Source organism: Lysinibacillus sp. FSL K6-0057, from assembly GCF_038630885.1.
GTDB lineage: Bacteria > Bacillota > Bacilli > Bacillales_A > Planococcaceae > Lysinibacillus > Lysinibacillus fusiformis_F.
Genome location: NZ_CP152047.1, coordinates 3,049,038 through 3,075,948, shown reverse-complemented (window position 1 = coordinate 3,075,948; position 26,911 = coordinate 3,049,038). Strand labels below are relative to the sequence as shown.

The 26,911-nt window shown below is 39.4% G+C and carries 21 protein-coding genes; 17 read left to right on the top strand and 4 right to left on the bottom strand.

From position 1 onward, the window contains the following. Positions 1-3: 3 nt before the first annotated feature. The 3 genes from MHB40_RS15365 to mscL form a co-directional block, all read right to left on the bottom strand. Positions 4-1,164, bottom strand: a complete 1,161-nt coding sequence (locus tag MHB40_RS15365; protein ID WP_342532846.1) for an aminotransferase class I/II-fold pyridoxal phosphate-dependent enzyme — start codon at positions 1,162-1,164, stop codon at positions 4-6. Positions 1,165-1,166: 2 nt separating this feature from the next. Beyond that, on the bottom strand, positions 1,167-2,282 hold the full coding sequence (locus MHB40_RS15360; RefSeq protein ID WP_342440835.1) for a methionine biosynthesis PLP-dependent protein: 1,116 nt from the start codon (positions 2,280-2,282) through the stop codon (positions 1,167-1,169). Between the two features lie 864 nt (positions 2,283-3,146). Further along, on the bottom strand, positions 3,147-3,536 hold the full coding sequence (mscL, locus tag MHB40_RS15355; protein ID WP_004231397.1) for a large conductance mechanosensitive channel protein MscL: 390 nt from the start codon (positions 3,534-3,536) through the stop codon (positions 3,147-3,149). A 203-nt stretch (positions 3,537-3,739) separates the two neighbouring features. Here mscL and MHB40_RS15350 point away from each other — a divergent pair, with 203 nt between their 5' ends. Beyond that, positions 3,740-4,438 carry a lytic transglycosylase domain-containing protein gene (locus MHB40_RS15350; RefSeq protein ID WP_342532845.1) on the top strand — a complete coding sequence of 233 codons (699 nt, stop codon included), beginning with the start codon at positions 3,740-3,742 and terminating at the stop codon, positions 4,436-4,438. Between the two features lie 35 nt (positions 4,439-4,473). On the opposite strand, the gene MHB40_RS15345 is transcribed toward MHB40_RS15350, so the two are convergent. Next, positions 4,474-4,731 carry a GlsB/YeaQ/YmgE family stress response membrane protein gene (locus tag MHB40_RS15345; protein WP_036123271.1) on the bottom strand — a complete coding sequence of 86 codons (258 nt, stop codon included), beginning with the start codon at positions 4,729-4,731 and terminating at the stop codon, positions 4,474-4,476. 801 nt (positions 4,732-5,532) lie between these two features. On the opposite strand from MHB40_RS15345, the gene MHB40_RS15340 reads away from it, so the two are divergent. The 16 genes from MHB40_RS15340 to MHB40_RS15265 all read left to right on the top strand — a co-directional run bounded on the left by MHB40_RS15340 (position 5,533) and on the right by MHB40_RS15265 (position 26,897). After that, complete coding sequence (locus MHB40_RS15340; RefSeq protein WP_342532844.1) at positions 5,533-6,708, top strand: amino acid deaminase/aldolase; 1,176 nt, start codon at positions 5,533-5,535, stop codon at positions 6,706-6,708. Beyond that, entirely contained in the window at positions 6,696-8,018 is a 1,323-nt protein-coding gene (locus MHB40_RS15335) for a D-arabinono-1,4-lactone oxidase (RefSeq protein ID WP_205444116.1), read from the top strand. Before MHB40_RS15340 ends, MHB40_RS15335 begins: the two co-directional genes overlap by 13 nt. Before the next feature lie 370 nt (positions 8,019-8,388). Next, complete coding sequence (gene ilvD, locus MHB40_RS15330) at positions 8,389-10,059, top strand: dihydroxy-acid dehydratase (protein WP_342440832.1); 1,671 nt, start codon at positions 8,389-8,391, stop codon at positions 10,057-10,059. 486 nt (positions 10,060-10,545) lie between these two features. Further along, a complete protein-coding gene (gene ilvB / locus MHB40_RS15325; protein WP_342532840.1) occupies positions 10,546-12,312 on the top strand; it encodes a biosynthetic-type acetolactate synthase large subunit in 1,767 nt (588 codons plus the stop codon). Beyond that, entirely contained in the window at positions 12,309-12,824 is a 516-nt protein-coding gene (gene ilvN, locus MHB40_RS15320) for an acetolactate synthase small subunit (RefSeq protein ID WP_036123293.1), read from the top strand. The genes ilvB and ilvN overlap by 4 nt, the downstream gene beginning before the upstream one ends. A gap of 86 nt (positions 12,825-12,910) precedes the next feature. After that, complete coding sequence (ilvC, locus tag MHB40_RS15315) at positions 12,911-13,945, top strand: ketol-acid reductoisomerase (RefSeq protein ID WP_016991908.1); 1,035 nt, start codon at positions 12,911-12,913, stop codon at positions 13,943-13,945. Then, entirely contained in the window at positions 13,932-15,467 is a 1,536-nt protein-coding gene (locus MHB40_RS15310; protein ID WP_342532838.1) for a 2-isopropylmalate synthase, read from the top strand. Before ilvC ends, MHB40_RS15310 begins: the two co-directional genes overlap by 14 nt. 184 nt (positions 15,468-15,651) lie before the next feature. Continuing rightward, entirely contained in the window at positions 15,652-16,752 is a 1,101-nt protein-coding gene (gene leuB / locus MHB40_RS15305) for a 3-isopropylmalate dehydrogenase (protein WP_342532836.1), read from the top strand. A 17-nt stretch (positions 16,753-16,769) separates the two neighbouring features. Continuing rightward, positions 16,770-18,179: a 3-isopropylmalate dehydratase large subunit gene (gene leuC, locus MHB40_RS15300; RefSeq protein ID WP_205444108.1), complete on the top strand. Its 1,410-nt coding sequence runs from the start codon at positions 16,770-16,772 to the stop codon at positions 18,177-18,179. A gap of 32 nt (positions 18,180-18,211) precedes the next feature. Beyond that, complete coding sequence (gene leuD / locus MHB40_RS15295; RefSeq protein ID WP_342532835.1) at positions 18,212-18,802, top strand: 3-isopropylmalate dehydratase small subunit; 591 nt, start codon at positions 18,212-18,214, stop codon at positions 18,800-18,802. 316 nt (positions 18,803-19,118) lie between these two features. Beyond that, positions 19,119-20,003: a ribokinase gene (rbsK, locus tag MHB40_RS15290; protein ID WP_342532833.1), complete on the top strand. Its 885-nt coding sequence runs from the start codon at positions 19,119-19,121 to the stop codon at positions 20,001-20,003. Positions 20,004-20,259: 256 nt separating this feature from the next. Next, the gene (locus tag MHB40_RS15285) at positions 20,260-22,110 is read left to right on the top strand and encodes a dynamin family protein (RefSeq protein ID WP_342440827.1); all 1,851 of its coding nucleotides are present in this window, start codon (positions 20,260-20,262) and stop codon (positions 22,108-22,110) included. Between the two features lie 104 nt (positions 22,111-22,214). Further along, complete coding sequence (locus MHB40_RS15280; RefSeq protein ID WP_342440826.1) at positions 22,215-23,435, top strand: RtcB family protein; 1,221 nt, start codon at positions 22,215-22,217, stop codon at positions 23,433-23,435. A 60-nt stretch (positions 23,436-23,495) separates the two neighbouring features. Next, on the top strand, positions 23,496-24,509 hold the full coding sequence (locus MHB40_RS15275; RefSeq protein ID WP_342532831.1) for a LacI family DNA-binding transcriptional regulator: 1,014 nt from the start codon (positions 23,496-23,498) through the stop codon (positions 24,507-24,509). A gap of 100 nt (positions 24,510-24,609) precedes the next feature. Continuing rightward, on the top strand, positions 24,610-26,031 hold the full coding sequence (locus tag MHB40_RS15270) for an aldehyde dehydrogenase family protein (RefSeq protein WP_342440824.1): 1,422 nt from the start codon (positions 24,610-24,612) through the stop codon (positions 26,029-26,031). A 20-nt stretch (positions 26,032-26,051) separates the two neighbouring features. Then, entirely contained in the window at positions 26,052-26,897 is an 846-nt protein-coding gene (locus tag MHB40_RS15265) for an N-acyl homoserine lactonase family protein (RefSeq protein ID WP_342440823.1), read from the top strand. Positions 26,898-26,911: the final 14 nt, after the last annotated feature.

Below are 26,911 nucleotides of genomic sequence, written 5' to 3'. Positions count from 1 at the left end.
CAATTAAGCCTCGGCAGCAATCTCTAGGGCTTGTGCAAAATCAGCAATTAAGTCATCCACATGTTCAAGTCCAACAGAAAAACGTAGAAGACCATCTGTGATGCCACGTTTAGCACGCTCCTCAGGCTCCATAGCAGCATGACTCATTTTTGCAGGATAAGAAAGAATAGATTCTACTCCTCCAAGAGAGACTGCGAATACAGGAATTGTCATCGCCTCGACCAATGCCTTTGCGGCAGCATAGCTAGGTAGTCGGAAGGATAAAACAGCCCCAGGACTCGTGCTTTGACGCTGATGAATAGCATACCCTGGATGTGAAGCAAGCCCTGGATAGTAGACTTGCTCAACTAGCGAATTGCTAGCCAAATAGGCTGCAATTTTTTGAGCAGATTCAGCAGAACGACTAAAACGTACATCAGTTGTTTTGATGTTTTGTAGTAGTGTGAAAGAATCCTGCACACCTAAAATATTACCGAATGAATTTTGGATAAAGTAAAGATCCTGTCCAAGTTTTTCATCAGCAGTAATCGTTAAACCAGCAATAATATCAGAATGTCCAGATAAGAACTTCGTCGCACTATGAATGACGACATCCACACCAAGCTCGAGTGGGCGTTGGTGTAACGGTGTCATAAAGGTATTATCCAAGAAGGTAAGGCAGTGGTGTTGCTTGGCAAGCGCCACTACACCGCGGATATCTGTAATACCTAATGTTGGATTCGATGGTGTTTCCATATAAAGTAGTTTTGTAGCTGGCGTGATTGCCGCCTCTACAGCTGCTAGATCAGTAAAATCTACAAATGTATGGGAAATTCCAAAGCGAGGCAACACCTTTGTCACAAAACGATAGGTTCCACCATAAACATCCTCGGTCATGACGATATGATCGCCCTGTGATAACAGCATTAACGCTGCTGAAACGGCAGCGATACCAGATGAAAATGCATGTGCACGAACGCCACCTTCAAGCTCAGCTACAGCTTTTTCTAACGCATCTCTTGTAGGATTGCCAGAACGAGCATAATCATATTCTCCAAATTCATCAATACTTTCTTGGTGGAAAGTAGAGGACAAATACATTGGGACATTGACAGCCCCTTTTTTATTACCATAGCCATCACGAACACCTGCGTGAATGAGGCTTGTTTCAATACGTTGCTTCATAATTATGCCTCTTTTCTAAGGATATCAAATACTTGTCGTAAGTCTGCAATTAAATCTTCTGCTTCCTCAATGCCGACAGAGAAGCGTAATAAACGATCACAAACGCCACGCTCCACACGCTCTTCATAAGGCATATCTGCATGTGTTTGTGTAGCAGGATACGTAATAAAGCTTTCGACACCGCCAAGACTTTCAGCAAAAGTAATTAATTTTAAATTACGAAGGAATGGGTCAATCCACTCAGGTTTTTGTAGGCGGAATGACAGCATTCCACCTTTTCCAGTATAAAGAACATCTGTCACTAACGCTTCTTCCTCTAAGTAAGCAGCAATCGCCTTCGCATTTGTATCATGTTGTTTTAAACGAAGATGCATTGTTTTTAGACCACGAATAAGTAACCATGAATCCATAGCTCCTAGCACCATGCCACTGCCATTATGAATAAAGCCAATGCGTTCGGCTAATTCTGCACCTTTAGCAACCACCAGTCCAGCTAAAACATCATTATGACCACCAATATACTTCGTTGCAGAATGAAGCACAATATCTGCGCCTAATTCAATAGGACGTTGGAAGTATGGCGTATAAAATGTGTTATCCACAATTAGCCATGCCCCATGCTTATGTGCTAACTCCGCATACACTTGTAAATCAAATTCCTGCATAAGTGGATTTGTTGGTGTTTCAATGAATATTGCACGTGTATTTTCATTCATTAATGCTTCCACCTGTTCAACCGATTCGAATTTTGAATAAACAGGCTTGATATTATAAGTATCTTGGAAGAAGTTAAATAGTCTATATGTACCGCCATATAAATCATCTGGCACGACTAATTCATCGCCTGGTTTAAATAGGGATAACACCAATTGAATGGCAGCCATCCCGGAACTACAGGCAAAGCCCATATCGCCACCCTCTAAATCAGCAATTCCTGCTTCTAAAAGCGCACGTGTTGGATTTTTTGTCCGTGTATAGTCAAAACCAGTAGATTCACCAATCCCAGTATGTTTGTAAGCAGTCGATAAATGAATAGGCGGACTCACAGCTCCTGTTATTGGGTCACTTAAATTGCCTAGTTGTACAAGCTTTGTTTCAATACTTCTGTTTAATGTCATGACGTCACTCTTTTCTTCAATATTATTAAAAGCAACAACTTTCGCTTTCAATTTAATAGTATTCTCAATAATTGTTACCAATTTAACATGGATACTAAAGAAGAACAAGGTGATTTCTGAAAATTAGCTAGATTATTTATAGTTAATCACCTAGGAATAGTAGGAGATTAATTGTGAATTTATGCGAAATTATCGCTGTTAGCTTCGAGTGGAATGAAATTTTAACAGAGTGAGCGGTTTATACATCAAAAAGAGCGGATTCTAAGTAAAGATGATCGCTTTAGGTTCCAGAAAGAGCGGATTCTAAGTAAAAATGATCGCTTTAGGCTTCAGAAAGAGCGGATTCTAAGTAAAGATGATCGGTTTAGGTTCCAGAAAGAGCGGATTCTAAGTAAAGATGATCGCTTTAGGTTCCAAAAAGAGCGGATTCTAAGTAAAGAAGAGCACTTTAGGTTCCAGAAAGAGCGGATTCTAAGTAAAGATGATCGGTTAGATTCAAAAAGGTGGGTTTCTAAAAAAGATTGTTCGTCCGCCTTCAAAAAAGTAGTTTCCAGCAGAAGGAATCGCTCTAAACTTCAAAGTAAGCGTTTCTATCTAGAATGGAACTGCTTCAATTTACGTAAAACTATCTTCCAGAATATAGATTGAGCAGAGAAAGTAAAGGATACCCATTAAGTTAGTGGATACAAGATAAAAAGTAGTGGATAGGACATGCAAAGTATCGGATAGAACGAGTAAAGTGGTGGATAGAGGAGAAAAAGTAAAGGATACGCATTAAATAGTAGGAGAACACCCGAAGTGAAGGATACAAAACAAAAGCATCTGCCTCATTCAAATGAGAGACAGATGCTTTTACACCGTATGTTAGGCTTGCTCTTTTTTTAGCAAATCGCGAATTTCTTTGAGAAGTTCTTCTTTGGCATCGAGTTCAGGAGCTGGTTCTTCAACGACTGCTTCTTCTTTTTTACGTGTGAGCTTCGTCATAATTCGTAAGGCCATAAAAATGGCAAACGCTATAATTAAAAAATCAATGATGGATTGTAGAAATACACCAAAATTGATTTGGGCTTCACCTGAGCCAAAAACAAAACTCTTTGTTAAATCGATTCCACCTGTTAAAATACCGACCAATGGCATGATGATATTTTCAACTAAGGAGGTAACAATTTTACCGAAAGCACCACCAATGACTACTGCTACTGCTAGATCGACAATATTGCCTTTCATTGCAAATTCTTTAAAGTCTTTCCACAAGATAAATTCCTCCCTATTATTATCCAATAAAATGAATCAATCTGTATTTTACTATATTTTTACCAAACCTTTCAACTGCTTTCATGGTGGAAATGATGTACTTCATATATGTGGAAGACTTCATTTTTCAAAATCAAAAGATATACTACACATTACGGAAAATTTGGTAATATAGAAAAAGAATACTAGATTAGGTGTGACGTATGGCAAAGAAAAAGAATAACAAACCCATGTTATCATCTGCCACAAAATTGGGTATGATAGCATTATTGATTCCAATTGCAATAACTGTGTATGTCCTCACATTTTTTGCATGGAAAGAGCTTCAGACATTACCGATTTTCGAAAAGCTTGCCCAGCAAAAAGCAATAGAGGAGATTCAACAACATTTTGATATGAATATTCCTGAGCAATACATTCCCGTTTATGTAGCTGCTGAAGAAAAATATGGTGTACCATGGACATTACTTGCTGCGCATCATCGGATTGAAACACGATTTTCTACGGTAAAATCAATGGTATCCTCTGCTGGGGCAGAGGGGCATATGCAATTTATGCCTTGCACCTTCGTTGGCTGGCAGCATCCCACATGCTCAGGTTTAGGAAAAGGAAACATCACAAAAACTGAATTAATGAATCCAGAGATAATTGCTAAATATGGAGGATATGGCGTAGATGCAAATGGGGATGGGATAGCCGACCCCTATGATATTGAGGATGCCGTATTTAGTGCAGCGAACTACTTATCTAAATACGGAGCGGGTACAGGGAATATTAAGAAAGCTGTTTATCAATACAACCATAGCGAGAAATATGTAGATGATGTGTTATATTACTACCAGTTGTATAATGATTTTCACGATGAACTCCAAGCAGCCGTTCTTTTAAATGAAGAAAAATAAAGAGCCACCACAACGGATGGCTCTTCATTACATATTTAAGTTGCTTTGCGCATACCTTTTAAAATAAGGCTGACGATAAAGATCAACACGACGGCCCCAATTAGTGCTGGGAACACATAGAAATCACTTACTCTCCAGCCCCAGTTCCCTAAAACCATACTACCAATCCAAGAACCGACAATCCCTGCAATAATATTCCCTATGATGCCGCCAGGTACATCTTTACCTAAAATGACACCAGCTAACCAACCAAGAATTCCTCCAATAATTAAATACCAAATGAAACTAATCATTACTTTCATCTCCTTAAATTTAAGATATAATGGCGATTACTTAGTTATACCCTGAATGGAGTAGATTAAACACTGTGATCTTGTTTAGTAATTATTACATGTTGTCAATGAGGCTGTAGATAAGTGAATACAGCTCCTTTGCTATGCTCACTTTATAGCTAATCCAACTGCATAAATTACTGTGAAAATGTCCACATTAACTACAATTACTTCTATATTGTACATACACCGATTATCGCTTACTTCTATAGTATGTTGATGCATTCAATTCGTACCAGAAATGCTTGCAACGCTCAATCCCATGAACAATAAAAAAATCAGCCATTTGACTAAATTATTTGCTACTACAACCTTTTCATTCATAAAAAAATACATTATTTGTTGAAGCAGAATGTCCATTCTCCGTGCAGTCACATATTTCTTGGGTAAAATTTTTATTTGAGAAAAAGAAAAATGGGTAAATTTCCACTTTTTAATAGTTTGAAAATTCTGTATAAAGGGATTATAATGTAGAAAAGGAGCGTGGTCATATGAATATGGCTGTTATGAAACGTTTAAATCGTCAAGGCTTTTTAATTGCTGGTTTGCATTTACTAGTGATGCTAAATCTTGCAGCTGATTTCTTATACGCATCGTAACCAATTAAATAGAAAGGTGAATGAAATGTTTATCCCATATTAAAACAACCGTGTAGTCTTATTGAATAACAGGCTCACGGTTGTTTTATTTTGCCTAATTGTTTGAAAAAAGGAATTATTCCGTCAAATGTCAAATACATAGTACATACAAGGGAGTGATGAAATGACGACAAGATTGGATCAAGCGTTTTGTGATTTAGAAAGGCCATTTGCATGGTTGGACTTAGATGCACTAGATAAAAATATAAAAATGGTGCAAGAGGCTTGTGGTGGAAAACAAATTCGTATTGCGACAAAATCGATTCGTTCTATTGAGGTCCTTCGTTATATACAGAAAAAACTTGTGAATGTTGTCGGCTTTATGACATTCACGGCAACAGAGACCCTTTTTTTATTAGAACAGGGGTTTGATGATTTATTGCTTGGCTATCCAGTAATGGAGGAAGCAACGATTCGTCGATTGTTGCATTTTGTGAAAGAAGGGAAAATTGTTACGTTTATGGTAGATCGGCCAGAACATATCGAACTATTGGCGAAATTAGGACAAGAGATTGGAGTACGTGTACAGGTTTGTATTGATATTAATGTTTCGAATGATTTTAAAGTATTGTATTTTGGAACAAAACGTTCATCATTGTATTCTCTTGAAACATTGACACCTTTTTTACAAACCATTCAAAAGACCCCTTCGATTGAAGTGGTAGGAGCGATGGGCTATGAGGCTCAAATTGCGGGCGTTGGCAATCGCCCTGCGAATGCTTTAAAAGGTAGAGTCATTGAAGCCATGCAAGTACAGGCCAAAAAGCAAGTAACGCAATTTCGTCGATTAGCAATCGCCCATATCAAGGCCTATTTTCCGAATCTGCGCTTTGTTAATGGCGGAGGATCAGGAAGTATGACATATACCAATCAACAAAAGGAGGTAACGGAAATTACAGTTGGCTCAGCATTTTATGCGCCTGCATTGTTCGATCAATTTACACATTTACAGCTAGAAAAGGCTGCTGGATTTGCCTTGCGTGTCACAAGAATGCCTGAAAAAAATATCGTTGTTTGTCATGGTGGAGGCTATACGGCTTCTGGAGCAATAGGGATGGATCGCTTGCCTGTATTCTATGACCCTACCACTTTTGCATATCTTAGCCTAGAAGGCGCAGGGGAGGTGCAAACACCAATTAAGGTCAAAGGAAAAAGCATCAATATTGGCGATACCATTTATTTTCGACATGCAAAGGCTGGAGAGCTTTGTGAGCGTTTTCAGGTCCTGCATGCTATTCGTGGGGACAAGTATGCAGGACCTTACACAACATACAGGGGGGATGGACAATGTTTTCTATAGAAAAATGGCGGAATGGTGAAAAGTGGACAAATTGGGCTGGGAATGTTATTTCCTATCCGAGCGAAATGTATTTACCACACTCTATTGATGAAGTTTCAGCTATTGTGAAGCATGCGTGTCAAGCAGGAAAGACAATACGTGTCACAGGTGCTGCACATTCTTTTAGTGCTGTGGCTATGCCTGAGCATATCGCTATTTCCTTACATAATCTGCGTGGATTAATCGCTGTGAATGAGGAAAGACAGGAGGCAACACTATGGGCGGGGACCTACTTATATGAAATTGGGCCGATGCTAGCGAAACACGGCTTTGCGTTAATCAATATGGGAGATATTCAGGAGCAAACCATTGCAGGTGCAGTGTCGACTGGTACACATGGCACAGGGGTTACGCTTGGTTCTTTATCGTCAGCTGTCGAGGCATGGGGATTTGTAGATGGCACTGGGACTTATCAGGAACATAGGAGAGGGATGGATGATTTATCTGAAGCGCTTCATGTATCTCTTGGAATGCTTGGTGTCCTTGTCAAAGTAACGATCAAGGTCATGCCACTTTATGGTTTGCATTATGTTGGGGCAAGAGAAACTTTGACAAATGGTCTTACATTGTTTGCCGAGGATATTCGTCAACATCGCCATGTGGAGTGGTTTTATTTTCCTGGTAGTGAAACCATTCAAGTAAAACGGATGAATGCGGTCGCGCCTGTTTTTCAAAGTGAATGGAATAAAAGAATAGAAACGTTAAAGCTTCAAATAGTAGAAAATGGTGCTTTCTATGCGATGTCAGAGTTATGTAAATGGAGACCAGAATTAAGTGGTGCTATGAGCAAGATAGCGGCTGCCAATGTTGTAGAAAGTGAAAAAGTAGGGATAAGCTATGAAATTTATCCTTCACCTCGTAGTGTGAAGTTCCAAGAGAGTGAATATGCCATCCCTTTATCACAATTTGAAGCTTGTCTGGAAGAAATTCATGCAACCTTTAAAAAAGGCATTTTTCATGTTCATTTTCCATTAGAGTGTCGAACAACTGCGGGTGAAGCAGGTTTTTTAAGTCCAACACAAGGTCGTGAGTCAGCTTTTATAGCCTTTCATATGTATAAGGGGATGGCGGAAGAACCTTATTTTAAATGGGTGCATACATTGATGCAAAAATATGAGGGTCGTCCTCACTGGGGAAAACAACATCATTTAACAGCGCAAACGGTCTATGCGTTGTATCCAGAGATTGAAAAGTTTTTAAAAATTCGACACCAATATGATCCCGAACAAGTATTTTTTACAGGATACTTAAAAAAATTGTTTCTATTGTAAGCGTTATTTCTATGATCGGGTGATTTAGCTTATTCAAATATATGGGAATTACTTATTTACTTATTTTTGTTTATTGTTGAAAAATTAAAATTTGAACGAAATGTCAAAATTTTTATCAAAGCGAGATAAAACTGATGCTTAATCAGCATGTAAACGATTTCAATTTTGACAGATTTTTTGAATTGTTTAAACAATTCAAAAAATACTGTTGACGAGACCTTTTTTTCGTACTATGATAACAACAATTTAACACGTTCGTTACAGCAGTCATCATCTAAGAGACTGTTACTCTATAAACAAAAATTAAAAAGACAGAACATTTTGTCTATAGAAACGAACATAGTATGGAAAGCAATGAGGGGCGTTTAAAATGAGAAGTGACATGATTAAAGTAGGCGTAGATCGAGCGCCGCATCGAAGTCTTTTATATGCAACAGGCAAAGTAAAAGCAAAAGATCTAGGCAAACCATTTATTGGGGTTTGTAACTCTTATATCGACATAATACCAGGTCACGTTCATTTACGTACGTTCGCTGATGTAGTGAAAGAAGCTATTATTGAAGCGGGTGGTATTCCATTCGAATTTAATACAATTGGAGTCGATGATGGTATTGCAATGGGGCATATTGGTATGCGTTATTCCTTACCAAGTCGTGAAATTATAGCAGACTCAGCTGAGACAGTTATCAATGCACATTGGTTTGATGGCGTATTTTATATTCCAAACTGTGACAAAATTACACCTGGAATGCTTATGGCAGCAGTTCGTACGAATGTACCATCTATCTTTGTTTCGGGTGGTCCAATGGAGGCAGGTACTTCTGCAGCAGGGAAACAGCTTTCCTTAACATCTGTTTTTGAAGGTGTAGGGGCCCATAAATCAGGAAAAATGTCTGCTGAAGAGCTGTTGGATATTGAAAATAATGCATGTCCAACATGTGGTTCTTGCTCAGGAATGTTTACAGCAAATTCGATGAATTGCTTAATGGAAATGCTCGGTGTAGCTTTACCTGGGAATGGTACAATCGTTGCCACTTCTGAAGAGCGTCACAAGCTGATTAAAGAAGCAGCGAAACAATTAATTCGCATGGTTAAGGAAGACATTAAGCCACGCGATATTATTACAAAAGAAGCAATTGATGATGCTTTTGCGCTTGATATGGCAATGGGGGGCTCTACAAATACAGTGCTTCATACATTAGCAATTGCCAATGAAGCAGAAATAGATTACAACATTGAAGATATTAATAAAGTAGCAGAAAGAGTGCCTTATTTGGCAAAAATTATGCCTGCTTCAGATATTTCAATGGATGATATCAATAAAGCGGGTGGTGTTAGTGCCATTATTAATGAATTAACCTCTATTCCAGGTGCTATTCATCCAAACCGTCCAACCGTTGCAGGCGTCACAATGGGTGAGCTTGTCAAAGATTATCACATCACGAATGATCAAGTCATTCGAACAAAAGACAATCCCTATAGTGCTGTAGGTGGATTATCGGTCTTATTCGGTAACATCGCACCAGACGGCTCTGTTATTAAAGTAGGGGCAGTTGATCCTTCCATCAAAGTATTCAAGGGTGAGGCAATTGTCTTTGATTCACAGGAAGCAGCGCAGGAAAACATTGATAATGGAACGGTCAAAGAGGGCCATGTAGTCGTCATTCGCTATGAAGGACCTAAAGGTGGCCCAGGGATGCCAGAAATGCTCGCACCAACATCTGCCATTCAAGGTCGTGGCCTTGGCACAAAGGTTGCATTAATTACAGATGGTCGTTTCTCAGGGGCATCTCGCGGAATTTCAATTGGCCATATTTCACCAGAAGCTGCTGAAGGCGGTCCAATCGCTTTAGTAGAAAACGGAGATATTATCGAAATTGATCTACCGAATCGTACGATTAATGTACAAGTTTCAGATGAAGTTTTAGCTGAACGTCGTGCAAAATTACCAGTCTTTGAGCCAAAAATTAAACGTGGTTGGTTAGCAAGATATTCAAAATTAGTGACAAGCGCTTCCACTGGTGGCGTAATGAAAATTTAACAACTAGATAGATAAAAACGTTGATGAGGTTAAAGGTTCTAGAGCCTTGTATCTACCAGAGAGCCGGTCGTGCTGGAAGCCGGCGATACAACTAGATCCGACATCCCCTCGGAGTGGGCTATTAAACGTGTTTACACCATTAGATAGCTCCGGGCATAGTCGAAAGTGCTCGTTATTAATGAATAAATGTTTTATGACACTATATTGGATGCGAAGTCTTTTGCATTGGTGCATAAATGCAGTCATTTATTCGCGAGGTAGCAATTATTTGCTATAAAAAAGGGTGGTACCATGGAAAGTCTTTTTCATCCCTACGTAAGGTAGTTCTTTGCGTGTGGAGAAAAAGGCTTTTTATTATTTTCACGATGCAATTGAACAGCCTCTCAACTGAAAAGGAAGAGAGGAATAGTCAATCCAGCTATTGACACTTCACTAATCTACAACACTGATGTGTGAGTTTGAAAGAAATGAAGGAGGCATAATTTGATGAGTGCGAATGTTTCAATCAATGAACAAGAACAATTAGCTACAACAGCAACAGCTGAACAAACCTATCAAGCGAAGGACGGTGCAGATGTATTAGTGCAGGCATTGCACGATCAAGGCGTTGAAATCGTCTTTGGCTATCCAGGAGGAGCCGTATTACAAATCTATGATGCGATGTATAAAAATCCAATTCGTCATATTTTAACAAGACATGAACAAGGTGCAATTCATGCAGCGGAAGGCTATGCTCGTGTCTCAGGTAAAACAGGCGTTGTCATTGCCACAAGTGGCCCTGGTGCAACAAACCTTGTAACAGGTATTGCGGATGCCATGATCGATTCCATCCCATTAGTTGTTTTTACAGGACAGGTTGCGACATCAGTGATCGGAACAGATGCTTTCCAAGAAGCCGATATTATGGGGATTACAACACCGATTACAAAGCACAATTACCAGGTGCAGGATGTTAATGATATCCCACGCATTGTGAAGGAAGCTTTCCATATCGCTAGCACAGGTCGTAAGGGACCGGTTGTCGTGGATTTCCCAAAAAACGTTTCACAAATGTTGTTTGATGTAGGGAATCCGCCACAAGCACCTGAGGAAATTTATTTACCAGGCTATCAACCAACGTATAAACCAAACTATTTACAAGTTCAAAAGGCGATTCAAGCCATTTCATTGGCAAAAAATCCAATCATTTTAGCTGGTGCAGGCGTTCTTTTTGCTGATGCACGGGAAGAATTAACGACCTTCGCAGAAAAATATCGTATTCCAGTAACGAACACATTACTAGGATTAGGCTCCATTCATGGTGAACATGATTTATTCCTTGGAATGGCGGGGATGCACGGTACAGCTACAGCGAATACAGCAATTACGAAATCGGATTTATTACTCAATATTGGAGCACGATTTGATGATCGTTTAACAGGTAATTTAGCCACATTTGCACCGAATGCAACGATTATCCATATCGATATTGATCCTGCTGAAATTGGCAAAAATGTACCGACAGATATTCCGATTGTTGCCGATGCAAAAGAGGCTTTAAAAGCACTGTTGAAAAAGGATTTCCAAGGTCCTGATACAGCTGATTGGCTAGCTTATTTAAGAAATCATTCCATTGAATACCCATTGTGGTATTGCAAGGATACAAATACACAAGAAATCTTACCACAAGAGGCATTGCAATTAGTGCACAAGATTACAGAGGGTGATGCCATTGTGACGACAGATGTTGGGCAGCATCAAATGTGGGCAGCACAATACTACCATTTAAATAATGATCATGCATGGGTAACGTCTGGTGGACTTGGTACGATGGGCTTCGGCTTCCCGGCCGCAATTGGCGCCCAATTTGCGAAGCCAGACAAAAAAGTTATTTCGATTGTAGGAGATGCAGGATTCCAAATGACGGCACAGGAGCTGTCCATCCTACAGGAATTTAACTTACCAGTAAAAATAGTGATTTTGAATAATAGCTGTCTTGGCATGGTGCGTCAATGGCAACAAACATTCTATGAAGAGCGCTATTCATCATCACTTATGCCGATCCAACCAGATTTTGTTAAGTTAGCTGATGCCTATAACATTAAAGGCTATCGTATTAACACAATCGATGAAGCAGAGGCTATTTTCCGTGAGGCACTGCTTTCTGATGAGCCAGTATTAATTGATTGTCGAGTGAAACAGCTTGAATGTGTTTACCCAATGGTAGCACCTGGCAAAGGCTTACATGAAATGATTGGGGTGAAAAAGAATTGAAACGAGTAATTACCGTAACTGTGATTAACCAAAGTGGTGTATTAAACCGTTTGACAGGTTTATTGATGAAGCGTCAGTTCAATATTGAATCGATTACAGTAGGTCATACGGAGCAACCAAATTTTTCAAAGATGACCTTCGTTGTCAACGTAGAGGATGAACGTAAAATCGAGCAACTAGTGAAACAGTTATCCAAGCAAATTGATGTGTTAAAAGTCAATGATATTACTGATAAATCGATTGTTCTGCGAGAGCTAGCACTAGTAAAGGTGATTTCACCACCAAATTTACGCTTAGAAATGAATTCGATTGTTGAACCGTTCCGCGCACAAATTATTGATACAGCCAAAAATGTTGTGACGTATCAAGTAGTGGGACATCCAGAAAAAATTGATGCCTTTATCGAACTCATTCGACCATATGGCATTAAAGAACTTACACGTACAGGAGCAACTGCCTCCGTTCGTGAAACACAAAAAATCTCAAACCCGCAGCTCTCTATTTTAAAATAGTTTGCATATAAAAATGAATAGCTTTATAGACAAAGCAAGTATCTAAAGCTATAAAAAACAAAACAAATTCTAGGAGGAAATTAACTATGGCTACAATGTACTATGAACAAAATATCAACGAGGACGTATTAAAAGGAAAGAAAATCGCAATTATCGGTTACGGATCACAAGGTCATGCACACGCTTTAAACCTTAAAGAATCAGGCTTTGACGTAGTAGTAGGAGTTCGCCCAGGTGGATCTTTCGATGCGGCAAAAGCAGATGGTATTGACGTAAAAACAGTTGCGGAAGCAGCTCAAGAAGCAGATGTAATCCAAATTTTACTACCAGATGAGCGTCAAAAAGCAGTTTATGAAGCAGAAATTGCACCACATTTACAAGCTGGTAAAGCATTGATGTTTGCACACGGCTTCAATATCCATTTCGGTCAAATTACACCACCAGCAGATGTTGACGTATTTTTAGTAGCACCAAAAGGACCAGGACATCTAGTTCGTCGTCAATTCCAAGAAGGTGCTGGTGTACCAGGACTATTCGCTATTCACCAAGATGCTACAGGTCAAGCAAAAGATTTAGCACTTGCTTATGGTAAAGGAATCGGTGCTGCTCGTGGTGGACTTCTTGAAACAACATTTAAAGAAGAAACAGAAACAGATCTATTCGGTGAACAAGCGGTACTTTGTGGTGGTGCAACACAACTTGTAAGAGCAGGATTTGAAACATTAGTAGAAGCTGGTTATCAACCAGAATTAGCCTACTTTGAAACACTACATGAGCTTAAATTAATTGTTGACCTAATGTTTGAGGGCGGTATGGCAACAATGCGTTACTCAGTTTCAGATACAGCGGAGTGGGGAGATTATGTGGCAGGACCACGCATCATCGATGAGTCTGTAAAAGCTCGTATGAAAGACGTATTAACAGATATCCAAGATGGTACATTTGCTCGTCGTTGGATTCAAGAAAATGAAAATGGTCGTCCAGAATATACAAAATTCAAAGAAGCTGGTGCGAACCATCAAATCGAAGAAGTGGGCGCAAAACTACGTGCTATGATGCCATTCATCAACGAAGGTAAAGAAAAAGTTGTGAGAGAAGTGGCGACAAGTGCGAAAAATTGATATTTTCGATACTACGCTTCGCGATGGTGAACAATCTGCTGGGATCAACTTAAACACGGCCGAGAAGATTGAAATTGCCAAACAGTTAGAGCGCCTTGGTGTGACAATTATAGAAGCAGGATTTCCTGCTTCGTCACCCGGTGACTTTGATGCGGTCCATCGCATTGCAGGTACAGTAAAAAATTCCATTGTGACGGGGCTAGCTCGCTGTATCCAAAAGGATATTGATGCTACATGGGAAGCGATTAAAGTAGCACAACAGCCACATATTCATATTTTTCTAGCCACTTCACCTATTCATATGGAATACAAGCTAAAAAAATCCCCTGATCAAGTAGTGGAGCAAGCGGTGGAGGCTGTTAAATATGCTAAAAAATTCTTCCCACTTGTGCAATGGTCTGCTGAGGATGCATTCCGTTCTGATCGAGAATTCTTAGTAAGAATTATGAATGAAGTGGTTGCTGCTGGTGCTACAACAATTAATGTTCCAGACACTGTAGGCTATGCTTCCCCACAAGAATATGGTGCATTATTTAAGTTCCTATTAGAGAATGTCAAAGGTGCTGACAAAGTGAAATTCTCCGCCCATTGTCATGATGATTTAGGGATGGCAACAGCTAACACGATTGCTGCGATAGAAAATGGCGCTACACAAGTAGAGGGGACGATAAATGGCATTGGAGAACGTGCAGGTAATGTGGCACTTGAGGAAATTGCTGTAGCACTTCATATTCGCAAGGACATTTATCAGGTGGAAACGAACATTCAGTTGCAAGAGATTAAACGTACATCTCAATTAGTCAGTAAATTGACAAATGTAGTGATTCAGCCAAATAAAGCGATTGTTGGGAAAAATGCATTTGCACACGAATCAGGCATTCATCAAGACGGTGTCTTAAAAAATCCGGAAACCTATGAAATTATTTCACCTGCTTTAATCGGTGAGGGAGAAATACCATTAGTTCTTGGGAAACATTCTGGTCGTGCAGCCTTCCGTGATCGTGCAGAAACAATGGGCTTCCATCTTTCTGATGAAAAGTTGAACAAAGCATTTGTGGAATTTAAAAAATTGGCTGATCGTAAAAAAGAGATTACAGAGGAAGATTTACTAACCCTTCTGACGGAACAACAAGTTCAATTAGAAGATGTATCACTCTTTGATTTGAAAATGGTGCAAGTACAATATGGTACTGAAAATATTCCTACAGCCACAGCCATTGTGCTTACACCAGAGGGGCTAGAAAAAACAGTTGTGGCTACTGGCTCTGGTTCAGTAGAAGCTATATTTAATACACTCGAGCAACTTGTACCCGGAGCTGTGCATGTCATTGATTATCGTGTGACATCGGTTGGCAAAGGACGAGATGCACTGGGTGAAGCAGTTATTAATATTCGCTATGATGATGTATCGACTACAGGCCGCAACTCCTCTCAAGATGTTTTAGAAGCATCGGCAAAAGCGTATTTAAATGCCATTAACCGTCATTTAATACAAGCAAGCCTTCGCACACATCCTGTATAAGTTTCAGAGGAAGTGAATTGTATGACGTACCATTCACAAGTCGGATGCAATGATGTCATGGCGTATTGTATCAATTAACAACAAATTACGCTTAGACGTAATGACTACGCTCACCTCGATAAAAGGTAGGTGAGCGTCTTTACTAAATTAGCGAATACGCTATACAAAGAAGGGTGTTTTGACAATGGAGAGAAAAATTACAGTACTTCCTGGTGATGGAATTGGGCCAGAGGTTGTTGCTTCTGCTGTACGTGTATTACAAGTGATTGGTAAACGATTTAATCATACATTTCATTTAGGGTATGCAACAATTGGAGGTGCTGCAATCGACCAGCACAATAATCCATTACCAGATGAAACAATCGAGATGTGTGAAAAGAGTGATGCGATTTTATTAGGAGCTGTAGGTGGTCCAAAGTGGGATCAGAATCCGCCTGAATTACGCCCGGAGAAAGGGTTACTGCGAATCCGTAAACACTTCGATTTATTTGCAAATCTACGTCCAGTAAAGGCGTTCCCGAGTTTACTAGATGCTTCACCATTAAAGCGTGAAGTAGCAGAGAACGTTGATTTAATGATTGTACGTGAACTAACAGGCGGCGTATACTTCGGGGAACCACGTATGCGTACTGAAAATGGCGCAATTGATACAACGGTTTACTCTAAAGCAGAGGTGGAGCGTATTGTTGAAAATGCCTTTGAACTAGCACGTTTACGTGGCGGCAAATTATGCTCTGTTGATAAAGCAAATGTGCTTGAAACAAGTCGTTTATGGCGTGAAGTCGTAGAAGCAAAGAAAAAAGAGTATCCAGATGTTGTAGTAGAACATAACCTAGTGGACTCGGTAGCAATGAAACTTATTACAAATCCAGGACACTATGATGTAGTTGTTACTGAAAATATGTTTGGTGATATTTTAAGTGATGAAGCATCTGTTATTACTGGCTCTTTAGGTGTATTACCATCTGCATCTATTCGTGGTGATAATTTTGGCTTATATGAACCAGTACATGGCTCAGCACCAGAAATCGCAGGGCAAGGCGTAGCAAACCCTGCAGCAACCATTTTATCTGTGGCGATGATGCTGCAATATTCATTTGGCTTAAAAGAAGAAGCAGCAGAAATAGAGCGGGCTGTTAGTGCAGTATTTGATGATGGCTATTTTACAGCAGATCTTGCTCGTGACGGCAGTCGCGTTTTATCGACTAATGAATGGACAGATAAAGTGATTAATGAAATTGATACTAGCTTTGTATCGCAAAGTATAATGACAACATATATTTAAAGAAATAGGTGAAGACAATGGGTAAAAATATAATTGAAAAGATTTGGGATAAACATGTTGTTTATCAGGAAGAGGGCAAACCGGACCTGTTATATATTGATCTTCATTTAATTCATGAAGTAACATCTCCGCAAGCTTTTGAAGGGCTACGCATGAACGGACGTAAGGTGCGCCGTCCTGATTTAAGCTTTGCGACAATGGATCATAACGTACCAACAAAAAATTTACCGACTATTCATGATCCCATTGCACGCAATCAAATCGAAACATTAGCTAAAAATGCTGAGGAATTTGGCGTTGAGTTAGCAGGAATGGGTCACCCTGACCAAGGGATTGTACACGTTATTGGGCCAGAGCTCGGTTTAACACAGCCTGGTAAAACCATTGTTTGTGGCGACTCTCATACATCGACACACGGTGCCTTTGGTGCCATTGCATTTGGTATTGGTACATCAGAGGTGGAGCATGTATTATCGACGCAAACATTATGGCAAAATAAGCCAAAGACGATGGAAATTCGTGTCGAAGGGGAGCTATCAGTTGGGGTAGCAGCAAAGGATATTATTTTAGCTATCATTGCAAAGTTCGGCATTGGTGTTGGTACAGGACATATTGTGGAGTTCACTGGAGAGGCTATCCACAAACTATCTATGGAAGAACGTATGACGATTTGTAATATGTCAATTGAGGCAGGTGCAAAAGCAGGGCTTATCTCACCTGATCAAACAACAGTTGATTATATTCGTGGTCGCAAATATGCACCACAGGGAGAAAAATTGGAAGAAGCAGCCGCTTACTGGTTAAGCCTTGCTTCGGACGAGGATGCCACGTACGATACAGTTCGTATTATAAAAGCGGAAGAAATTGAACCAATCATTACTTGGGGAACAAACCCATCGATGGGTACAGGTGTTTCTGGGCATGTTCCAACACAAGCAGATTATGCAGATGAATCTGACAAGGCGGCACTTCAAAAAGCACTTGCCTATATGGGCTTAGAGGAAGGGCAGCCATTAACATCTATTGACATCCAGCATGTCTTCATTGGCTCCTGCACAAACTCACGCATTAGTGATTTGCGTGCAGCTGCTGATGTCATCAAAGGGCGTAAGGTGCATGAAAAGGTCACAGCCATCGTTGTACCAGGCTCACATACGACGAAAAAACAAGCAGAAGCAGAAGGTTTAGATAAAATCTTTATGGATGCAGGCTTTGAATGGCGAGAGTCTGGTTGCTCGATGTGTCTTGCGATGAATGATGACGTCGTACCAGCTGGAGAACGCTGTGCCTCTACCTCCAACCGCAACTTTGAAGGACGTCAAGGCGCTGGATCGCGTACACATTTAGTTTCACCACCAATGGCAGCAGCCGCTGCCATTGCAGGTCACTTTGTAGATGTACGTGAATTTGTGAAGGAAACAGTGTAAGTCTTGCTTTACTCGGAAGGGATGATTGAAAAATGGAACCAATTAATATCGTCAATAGTGTCATCACACCACTTGATCGAAAAAATGTTGATACAGATCAAATAATTTCAAAAGAATTTTTAAAACGTATTGAGCGCACGGGCTTTGGACAGTATTTATTTTACCATTGGCGTTTCGATGCACAAGGCAATGAAGTAGCTGACTTCGTATTAAATAAACCTGAATTTAAAGAATCGAAAATTCTAGTGGCACAAGATAATTTCGGCTGTGGCTCCTCTCGTGAACACGCACCATGGGCCATTTTAGATTACGGTTTTAATGTTGTGATTGCACCTTCTTTTGCAGATATTTTCCATAATAACTGCTTTAAAAACGGTATCTTACCGATTAAGCTAACAGAAGCGGAATGTGATGACATTCTGGCGAAGGGCTTAGCAAAGCCATATAAAATGGAAGTAAATCTTGCAGAGCAAACCGTAACAGGAGAAGATGGTACAGTCTATCAATTTACAATTGATCCGTACTATAAAGAAACGTTACTTAACGGTTGGGATGAAATCGCCTTAACCTTTAAATATGACGACCACATTGCCGCATATGAGGCGAAGCGAGTAGCCTATTAATTGGAATGACTGAAGACAAACTGGATATTGTCTTCAGTTTTTTTATGTTTGGCGTGCATTTCCCATACGAAATTCCTTATAATGAAGGAAATACAAATGCAGAGGTGGCACGATGTTAACTAAGCAAGTGCAGCCTTTTTGGGTCATTCACAAGAAATATTGCTGTTCATGACTATAAAAAAGAATTGAACTTGATAGGCATTTAGGAGATTTCTTAGTTTATATGAGATTTATAATGATAAGTTAGCTACTGAAATGATGGTGCTCATTTCAGTTGTTTTTTTGTTTTATCAAAAGAAGAAAGGTAGGGATTTCTATGATTACAGTTATAGGCAGTTTAAATATGGATTTAGTTGTACAAATGAATGCTTTTCCAAAGCAGGGAGAAACCATTTTAGGCAATTCGTTTCAAACAGTTCCAGGTGGCAAAGGAGCTAATCAAGCAGTTGCCGCTGCTCGTCTTGGCAGTGAGGTGGCGATGGTTGGTTGTTTAGGGGATGATCATTTTGGCGAGACATTACATGCCGTTTTACAGCAAGAGCAGATTCAGACAGATGCCCTTGTAAAAAGTACCTCTGCTCCAACAGGAATAGCTAATATACTTATTTACAATAACGATAATCGAATTGTTGTCGTACCTGGAGCAAATTATGAGTTATCCTTATCACATCTTGAGGCATCAAAGGATTTGATACAAAAGAGCCACTTGGTAATCATACAGCTTGAAATTCCTAAAGAGACGACAGCTTATGCAATCCATTTATGTAAAGAAGCGGGTGTTCCTGTGCTGTTAAACCCAGCTCCAGCAGCCAATTTTGATGTGCAGTGGATGGAGGATATTACCTATTTAACACCTAACGAGACAGAATGTGCAGAAATCTTTAACGAGCCAGTGGATCAAATTTTAGAAAAATATCCGAATAAATTAATCGTGACACTAGGAAGTGATGGTGCACGTTATTTCGATGGCTCCTATCCAATCCATGTACCAGGCTATATGACAACAGCAGTGGATACAACTGGTGCAGGTGATACCTTTAATGGGGCGTTAGCCTATGCTTTAGTAGAAGGACAATCGTTGGATGAGGCTGTATATTTTGCTAATATCGCTGCTTCCTTATCTGTAGAGAAACTAGGTGCCCAAGGTGGAATGCCATTACTTGGATCTGTTTATGCACGTATGGCTGGTTTGGAGGAATAGGACAATGGTCAGCTATTCAGCAACCTTGGAGAGAAATCTCCAAGCCTAATACTTCTAAACTCATAGCTGGGACTATTCCCTTTAGTCTGTGTAGCTATCATATATGAAGCAGACAGGAAATAGGTGTAAGGATGAATTCCTATTTGTCGTATAAACGTATAAGTATATTGTCCTCTTTTCATCAATCCATGTATTAGAAAAGCCATAGTTTCATTTATAATGGTCTTATAGATACATACGAAAAGAGGTTTTGAGGATGACGAACATTGACAATACGCCAATCGAAAATACAACCTCAGCGAATAATATTTTGCCACAACTTGTTGATCAACTACGACACTTGTATGGCATCATTGTCCAAAATACATATGTGAAAGATACAGCAAAACATTTAAATCGAATTATTCAAGATGCCAATAACCAGACGATGATTTTAATTGTCGGAAAAGAGCGAGTGGGCAAAACGACACTTGTGAATGGACTTCTTGGACGCGAAATATTATCAGTAGATGATCAGCATCCAACAGGTGTAAATACATTTATTCGATACGGAGAACAAGAAGAGATTAAAGCTTATTTTTTAGATGGTGTTGTGGCTATATTTGATCTCAGTAAATTAGAGCTGCTAACAACTGGCGACACATTTGCTTCCCAAATTTTACGTGAACATTTAGATTATCTGGAAGTCTATTTGAAAAATGATTTATTAAAATCGGTGACAATAATTGACTCTGTTTCTTTAGAAGCAGGTGGCGGAGAAATGGCTTATTTTTCAGAGGCGCTTATGAACCGTGTGGATGAAATTTTCTGGGTGTTACGCGCTGGCTCGATGGCTATTGATGCTGAACTTTTATTGATTGAGATGTTAAAAAATAAAGGTGTTGAACCTTTATGTGTCATCAATGGCATTGATGACAATGAACATGCCGAAGCATTTATGACCTCTGAACAACAGCGTATTGGCCATTTAATGAGCGATTTTATAGCGATTTCAGCAACCAATGCTCTCGTAGCCAAACAAACAGACAATCATGAGCTTTGGCAAAAAAGCCAGTACGATCAGTTAATTGCTCACATTCATCGTGTGGCTGAAAATAGTGATAAAAAAACATATGCCATCTTAATCCGCTTCTTACAATGGCTTGAACGATTCCGCTTCGAATTAACGGTAATTCCACAACGAGATCCATTTCAATCTGCTGTTGAGAATATTGAAAAATACGCAGGCGATACCCAATATGAATATTCTCGCTATCAACGTGACTTAGCGATTGTTAAAGAATATGAGCAAGAATATGAACAGGTAGCGGATACGTTTAAACACGTTCAAACACTGTATCAGCTATTACAAACGATCGCACAACATGATTATTTACAAGATACGAAAGTGGAAGAGTTTACTGAAATTGCTGTGCACTATCAACAGATGTTACGCGAATATCGCAACATGCACAGTGAGTATATACGTGAATATGAGCGTTTAGATGCGCAGCATAAAAAAATTCATGGCAAAGGTCTGATGAAAGCGATCTTTGGCCAACATACGCAAAATGAATTTTTCAAAGAGCGTGTTCAAAAATTAAATGAGCAGCAAGAGGTTTGCATCGCCCAATATGCCAAAGTACAACAAGCAGAGGCTTCGATGCTACAAGCGATTCGAGACACGCAACCTTATTTAATTGATTTAGTGAAAGAACGCATGAGTCGTATTGAACATAAAGTACTGAAGTTAAATCAACAGCGTGCAAAAGATAAACGCCAATTAAAGCGCTATGCTGAAAAACTAAATGAATTTTCATGCTTAATTGAAGCACAGGGCTATATCAAAGAGCATCTTCAACCATTTTTAATGAATGAGCAAATACCGTTGAAAACGAAGGATATTGATATGCTTGAGGAAACTGTGCAGGCTATATTAGCGATTGATTTATCAAACAATGGCTTACTTGCACGAAGTCAAATGAATAACAAAATGGAAAGTATTGCAATACCTTTTGAGGTTCAAGAAAAATATCCTCTACAACTGCTTGCCTTAAAAGAAGAAGATGTAAAATCAAAGGATATACCCGAAATACCAAAGAAATTAGTTGTACAATATGAAGATTAGGTTTTCACAAAACGTTCTAAAAGTAGCATGCTTTTAGAGCGTTTTCTTTATGATATGAAACATATCATTCCATTTTTACGTATAACTAGTAAGGAGGGATACACTTGATTGAAATAAATGGACGCTTCACGAACGCTAAAATTTTTGCTCAAACAGCATTACAAACAGCTGTCGATCAGATTCAGGAATTGACAGACCAGGCTTTCATGGCGGGCACTACAGTACGGATTATGCCAGATTATCATGCGGGTAAAGGATGTGTCATTGGCACGACCATCCAATTACAAGACCGTGTTGTACCAAATCTTGTCGGCATTGATGTGGGCTGTGGTGTATTTGTAGCACAACTAGATGTAACAACAGTTGATTTTGCTCAGCTCGATGCCATCATTCGCACATATGTACCAAGTGGGCAGGACATTCATAAAGAAGTATCGCCGAAACGACATTTTCTAGAATTTGAAGGTAAACAATTTCGAGCAAGCGGCTTGAAAGACGACTATACTAACTTGTCATTAGGTACACTTGGGGGAGGCAATCATTTTATTGAATTGGCCAAAGATGAAGAAGAACAGCACTATTTATTAATCCATACGGGTTCACGCTATGTAGGGGCAAAGGTTGCTAACTGGCACCAAAAAAGAGCTTATGAAAATTTACGTCGGGAAGATTTGACAGGAAAAATAGAAAAATTGAAACAGCAAGGTCGACAACAAGAGATTCAATCCATGATACAAGCCTATAAAGAACAAAAACCGTTTGTTCCAAAAGATTTGGCTTATTTAGAGGGTGAAGCTTTCCATGACTATATTCATGATATGAAGATTGCACAGCAATTTGCACGTATGAATCGCTGGACCATTGCTGAAATGATCGCTAAACAGATGAATTGGCATTTTACAGATACGTTTGATACGATTCATAACTATATTGATACAGAAACGATGACACTTCGCAAAGGGGCTGTTCGTGCAAATAAAGATGAAAAGCTTGTCATTCCAATGAATATGCGTGACGGATCACTTCTTTGTGTAGGGAAAGGCAATGCGGAATGGAATTATTCAGCACCTCATGGAGCGGGGCGCATGTTTTCACGACGAGCAGCGAAAAAAGCGTTGAACATGGACGATTTCAAAGATACGATGCAGGGAATCTGGACAACATCCGTCAATGAAGAAACTTTGGATGAGGCACCAATGGCCTATAAACCGATGACAGAGATTACTTCTGCGATTGGCGAAACTGTAGATATTATAAAAGTCATTAAACCTGTCTATAACTTTAAAGCGAGTGAAGCAGTAAAGCCTTATGAGCGAAAGGGTTAAAGTAGAGAAGGAATCATCACTATAATCATTATTCTATAGATGATATAATATAGCTTCACAATGATGAAATGGGTGGTTTTTTTGGTATCTTCAAAAGATGTGGCGAAGCATGCTGGTGTCTCACAAACAACTGTATCTAGAGTATTGAATACACCAGAGCTTGTAAAGCCAAAAACAATTGAAAAAGTAATGCAGGCGATAGAGGAGCTAAACTATGTGCCAAATGATATAGCAAGATCGCTTGTTCAGAAAAAAACAGGCATTATTACATTGATTTCGGGGCCCTTACACAACCCTTTTTTTGTTGATACAACTACAGCCATCGTGAATTATGTTAATGCACGTGGCTATAAAGTTAATGTCTATTTTGGCACAGAGGATAATCTTAATTCAATCTACAATGCAGTTTTAGAAACGAAAGCAGACGCGATCATTTTGTCTTCTATGCTGTATCAAGATGATTTATTTTATAAACTAGAAAAACTAGCTATTCCATTTATTATGTTTAATCGTAAGCATAAAGAGAATAGACATTTTGTAGAAATTGATAATGTTCAAGCTGGTTACCTTGCGACCAATCATGTCCTATCGTTAGGGCATGACGCTTTATGTTGGATAGGGGGTCCACATCAAATGAGTACCTTCTATGGACGTTATCGGGGATTTGAACAAGCTTTACAGGATTATGGGCTAGATGCAAAGTTAGTGCCTACTTTTTTAACGAACACCAATAAAATGGATATTGAACGTGCTTTTGCAGAACTCTTACAACTCGAAAAAAGACCAACAGCTATTTGTGCTGCTACGGATGCCATTGCCATTGAAATATTGAATCTTTGTTTAGAGAGAGGTTTTCAGGTTCCGAGAGATTTTAATATCATTGGTATTGATAATGTAGAGCTTAGTAAACATCATTCTATTGCCTTAACAACAGTAGGTTTAACATCAGAAGAGAACTTAGGTTTTATTGCTATCGAAAAATTATTTGAGGTAATGGAGAAAAAAAATACTTGCATTAGACAAACAGAGTCTGTTAAGATTTTCCCAAGAAATACAACGTGTAAAATAAACTGATAGACCATCAGTTTATTTTTTACACCAAAATGGTTACGTATTCATTTCTTTATTTTCTGAAATGAATACGTAACCATAAAGAGAGAGGAGTGAATTACGATTGAAAAAGGGCTTATGGATCAATGGAGAATGGAAGATGACTGCTGAATGGATGGAGATCCAAGCTCCCTCTTCACAAGAGGTATTGGCACACTTTGCGATGGCCACTGAAAAAGATGTACAGGAGGCCATTGAAAGTGCGCATGCTGCAGCTCCTCAAATGGCTGCATTAACTGCTTTTCAACGAGCACAGATATTAGAGCAGTTATCCACCCTTTTTGCAGAAAATAGAGATGAAGCAGCAAGTATCATTGCAATGGAATCAGCCAAACCGTTAAAGTATGCTTACGCTGAAATTGATCGCACAGTTGAAACCTATAAATTTGCGGCAGAAGAAGCAAAGCGACTTACTGGTGAAATGGTTCCAATGGATGCATCAAAAAATGGAGAGGGGCGCTTTGCTTATACATTAAGAGAGCCAATCGGTGTTGTGGCAGCGATTACACCATTTAACTTTCCGCAAAATCTAGTAGCACACAAAGTTGGGCCAGCATTAGCTGCAGGCAATACGATTGTCTTGAAACCTGCCACACAAACAGCATTATCCGCCCATTTTCTTGCAAGATTATTGGCGCAAACAAATGTACCAGCAGGTGCCTTTAATCTTGTAACTGGACAAGGTAAATTAGTAGGCGATGCATTTTTAGCACATCCCAATGTTAAGATGATAACGTTTACAGGAAGTCCAGCGGTAGGGATTTCTCTACGCAATCGTGCAGGCTTGAAGAAAGTAACCTTAGAATTAGGTTCCAATGCAGGTGTAATTATAGATGAAGGGGTACAACTAGAGCGTATTATGGATCGCATTGTGATGGGAGCCTTTTCTAATCAAGGTCAAGTTTGTATATCTTTACAGCGTATCTACGTCATGGAAAGTATGGTTGAGGAATTTTTAACACGCCTGAAGGAAAAAATAGAGCAGCTTACAATTGGTGATCCAATGGATAATCAAACAGATCTTGCTATGATGATTTCACAAGCTGAACAACAGCGTGCTTATCGATGGATTGAAGAGGCAGTAGCTGAAGGTGCACAAGTAATTACAGGTGGTCACATTGACAATCATATTTTATTGCCCACTGTTTTATATAATGTTCAACCACAGAGTCGTGTATCCTGTGAAGAGATTTTTGCACCTGTCGTTATCGTTAATACGATATCCACCATTGATGAAGGGATAGCGGCTATCAATGATTCTCACTATGGTCTACAGGCAGGCATCTTCACACCTTCTATTGAGACAGCTTTTCAAACTACAAAAGCATTGCACGTTGGTGGGGTCATCATTAATGATGTACCTACTTATCGAGTAGATCACATGCCATATGGTGGTGTAAAGGAAAGCGGCACAGGTCGTGAAGGCATTAAATATGCGTTAGAAGAAATGACGGAAATGAAGCTAGTAATTTGGAATAACCAATAATCACGAATGGAGATGGGAAAATGAAAATGATTAAACAACATCCAAAATTGTATGTGATGGACAATGGTACGATGCGAATGGATAAAAATTATATGATTGCCATGCATAATCCGGCAACGATCGATCATCCAAATCAACCAAATGAATTTGTTGAATTCCCTGTTTATACAGTACTGATTGATCATCCAGAAGGCAAAATTCTATTTGATACAGCGTGCAATCCAAACTCGATGGGTCCAGAAGGGCGATGGGGTGAATTTACGCAAAAAGCATTTCCTATTAATATGCCAGAAGAATGCTATTTACATCATCGTTTAGAAGAATTAAATGTTCGTCCAGAGGATATCAAATATGTTGTTGCTTCCCATTTGCATCTCGACCATGCAGGGTGCTTAGAACTCTTTACAAATGCGACAATTATTGTACAGGAAGATGAGTTTAATGGCACATTACAAACATATGCTAGAAACGTGAAAGACGGTGCCTATGTTTGGGGTGACATTGATATGTGGATTAAAAACAATCTACAATGGCGCTTAATCAAACGTGGCGAAGATCAGGTGAAACTAGCTGAAGGGATACAAGTGTTAAATTTTGGTAGTGGTCATGCCTGGGGAATGTTAGGTTTGCATATTCAAATGCCTGACACAGGTGGTATTATTTTAGCTTCGGATGCTATTTATACGGCAGAAAGCTTTGGCCCTCCTGTCAAGCCACCAGGCATTATCTATGATTCGGTAGGCTATAATGCGACAGTGGAACGGATTCGAAGACTAGCACATGAAACAAATTCACAAGTATGGTTTGGCCATGATCCTATTCAATTTAAATCATTTAGAAAATCGACGGAAGGCTATTATGAATAGATAGGAGTAGAGAA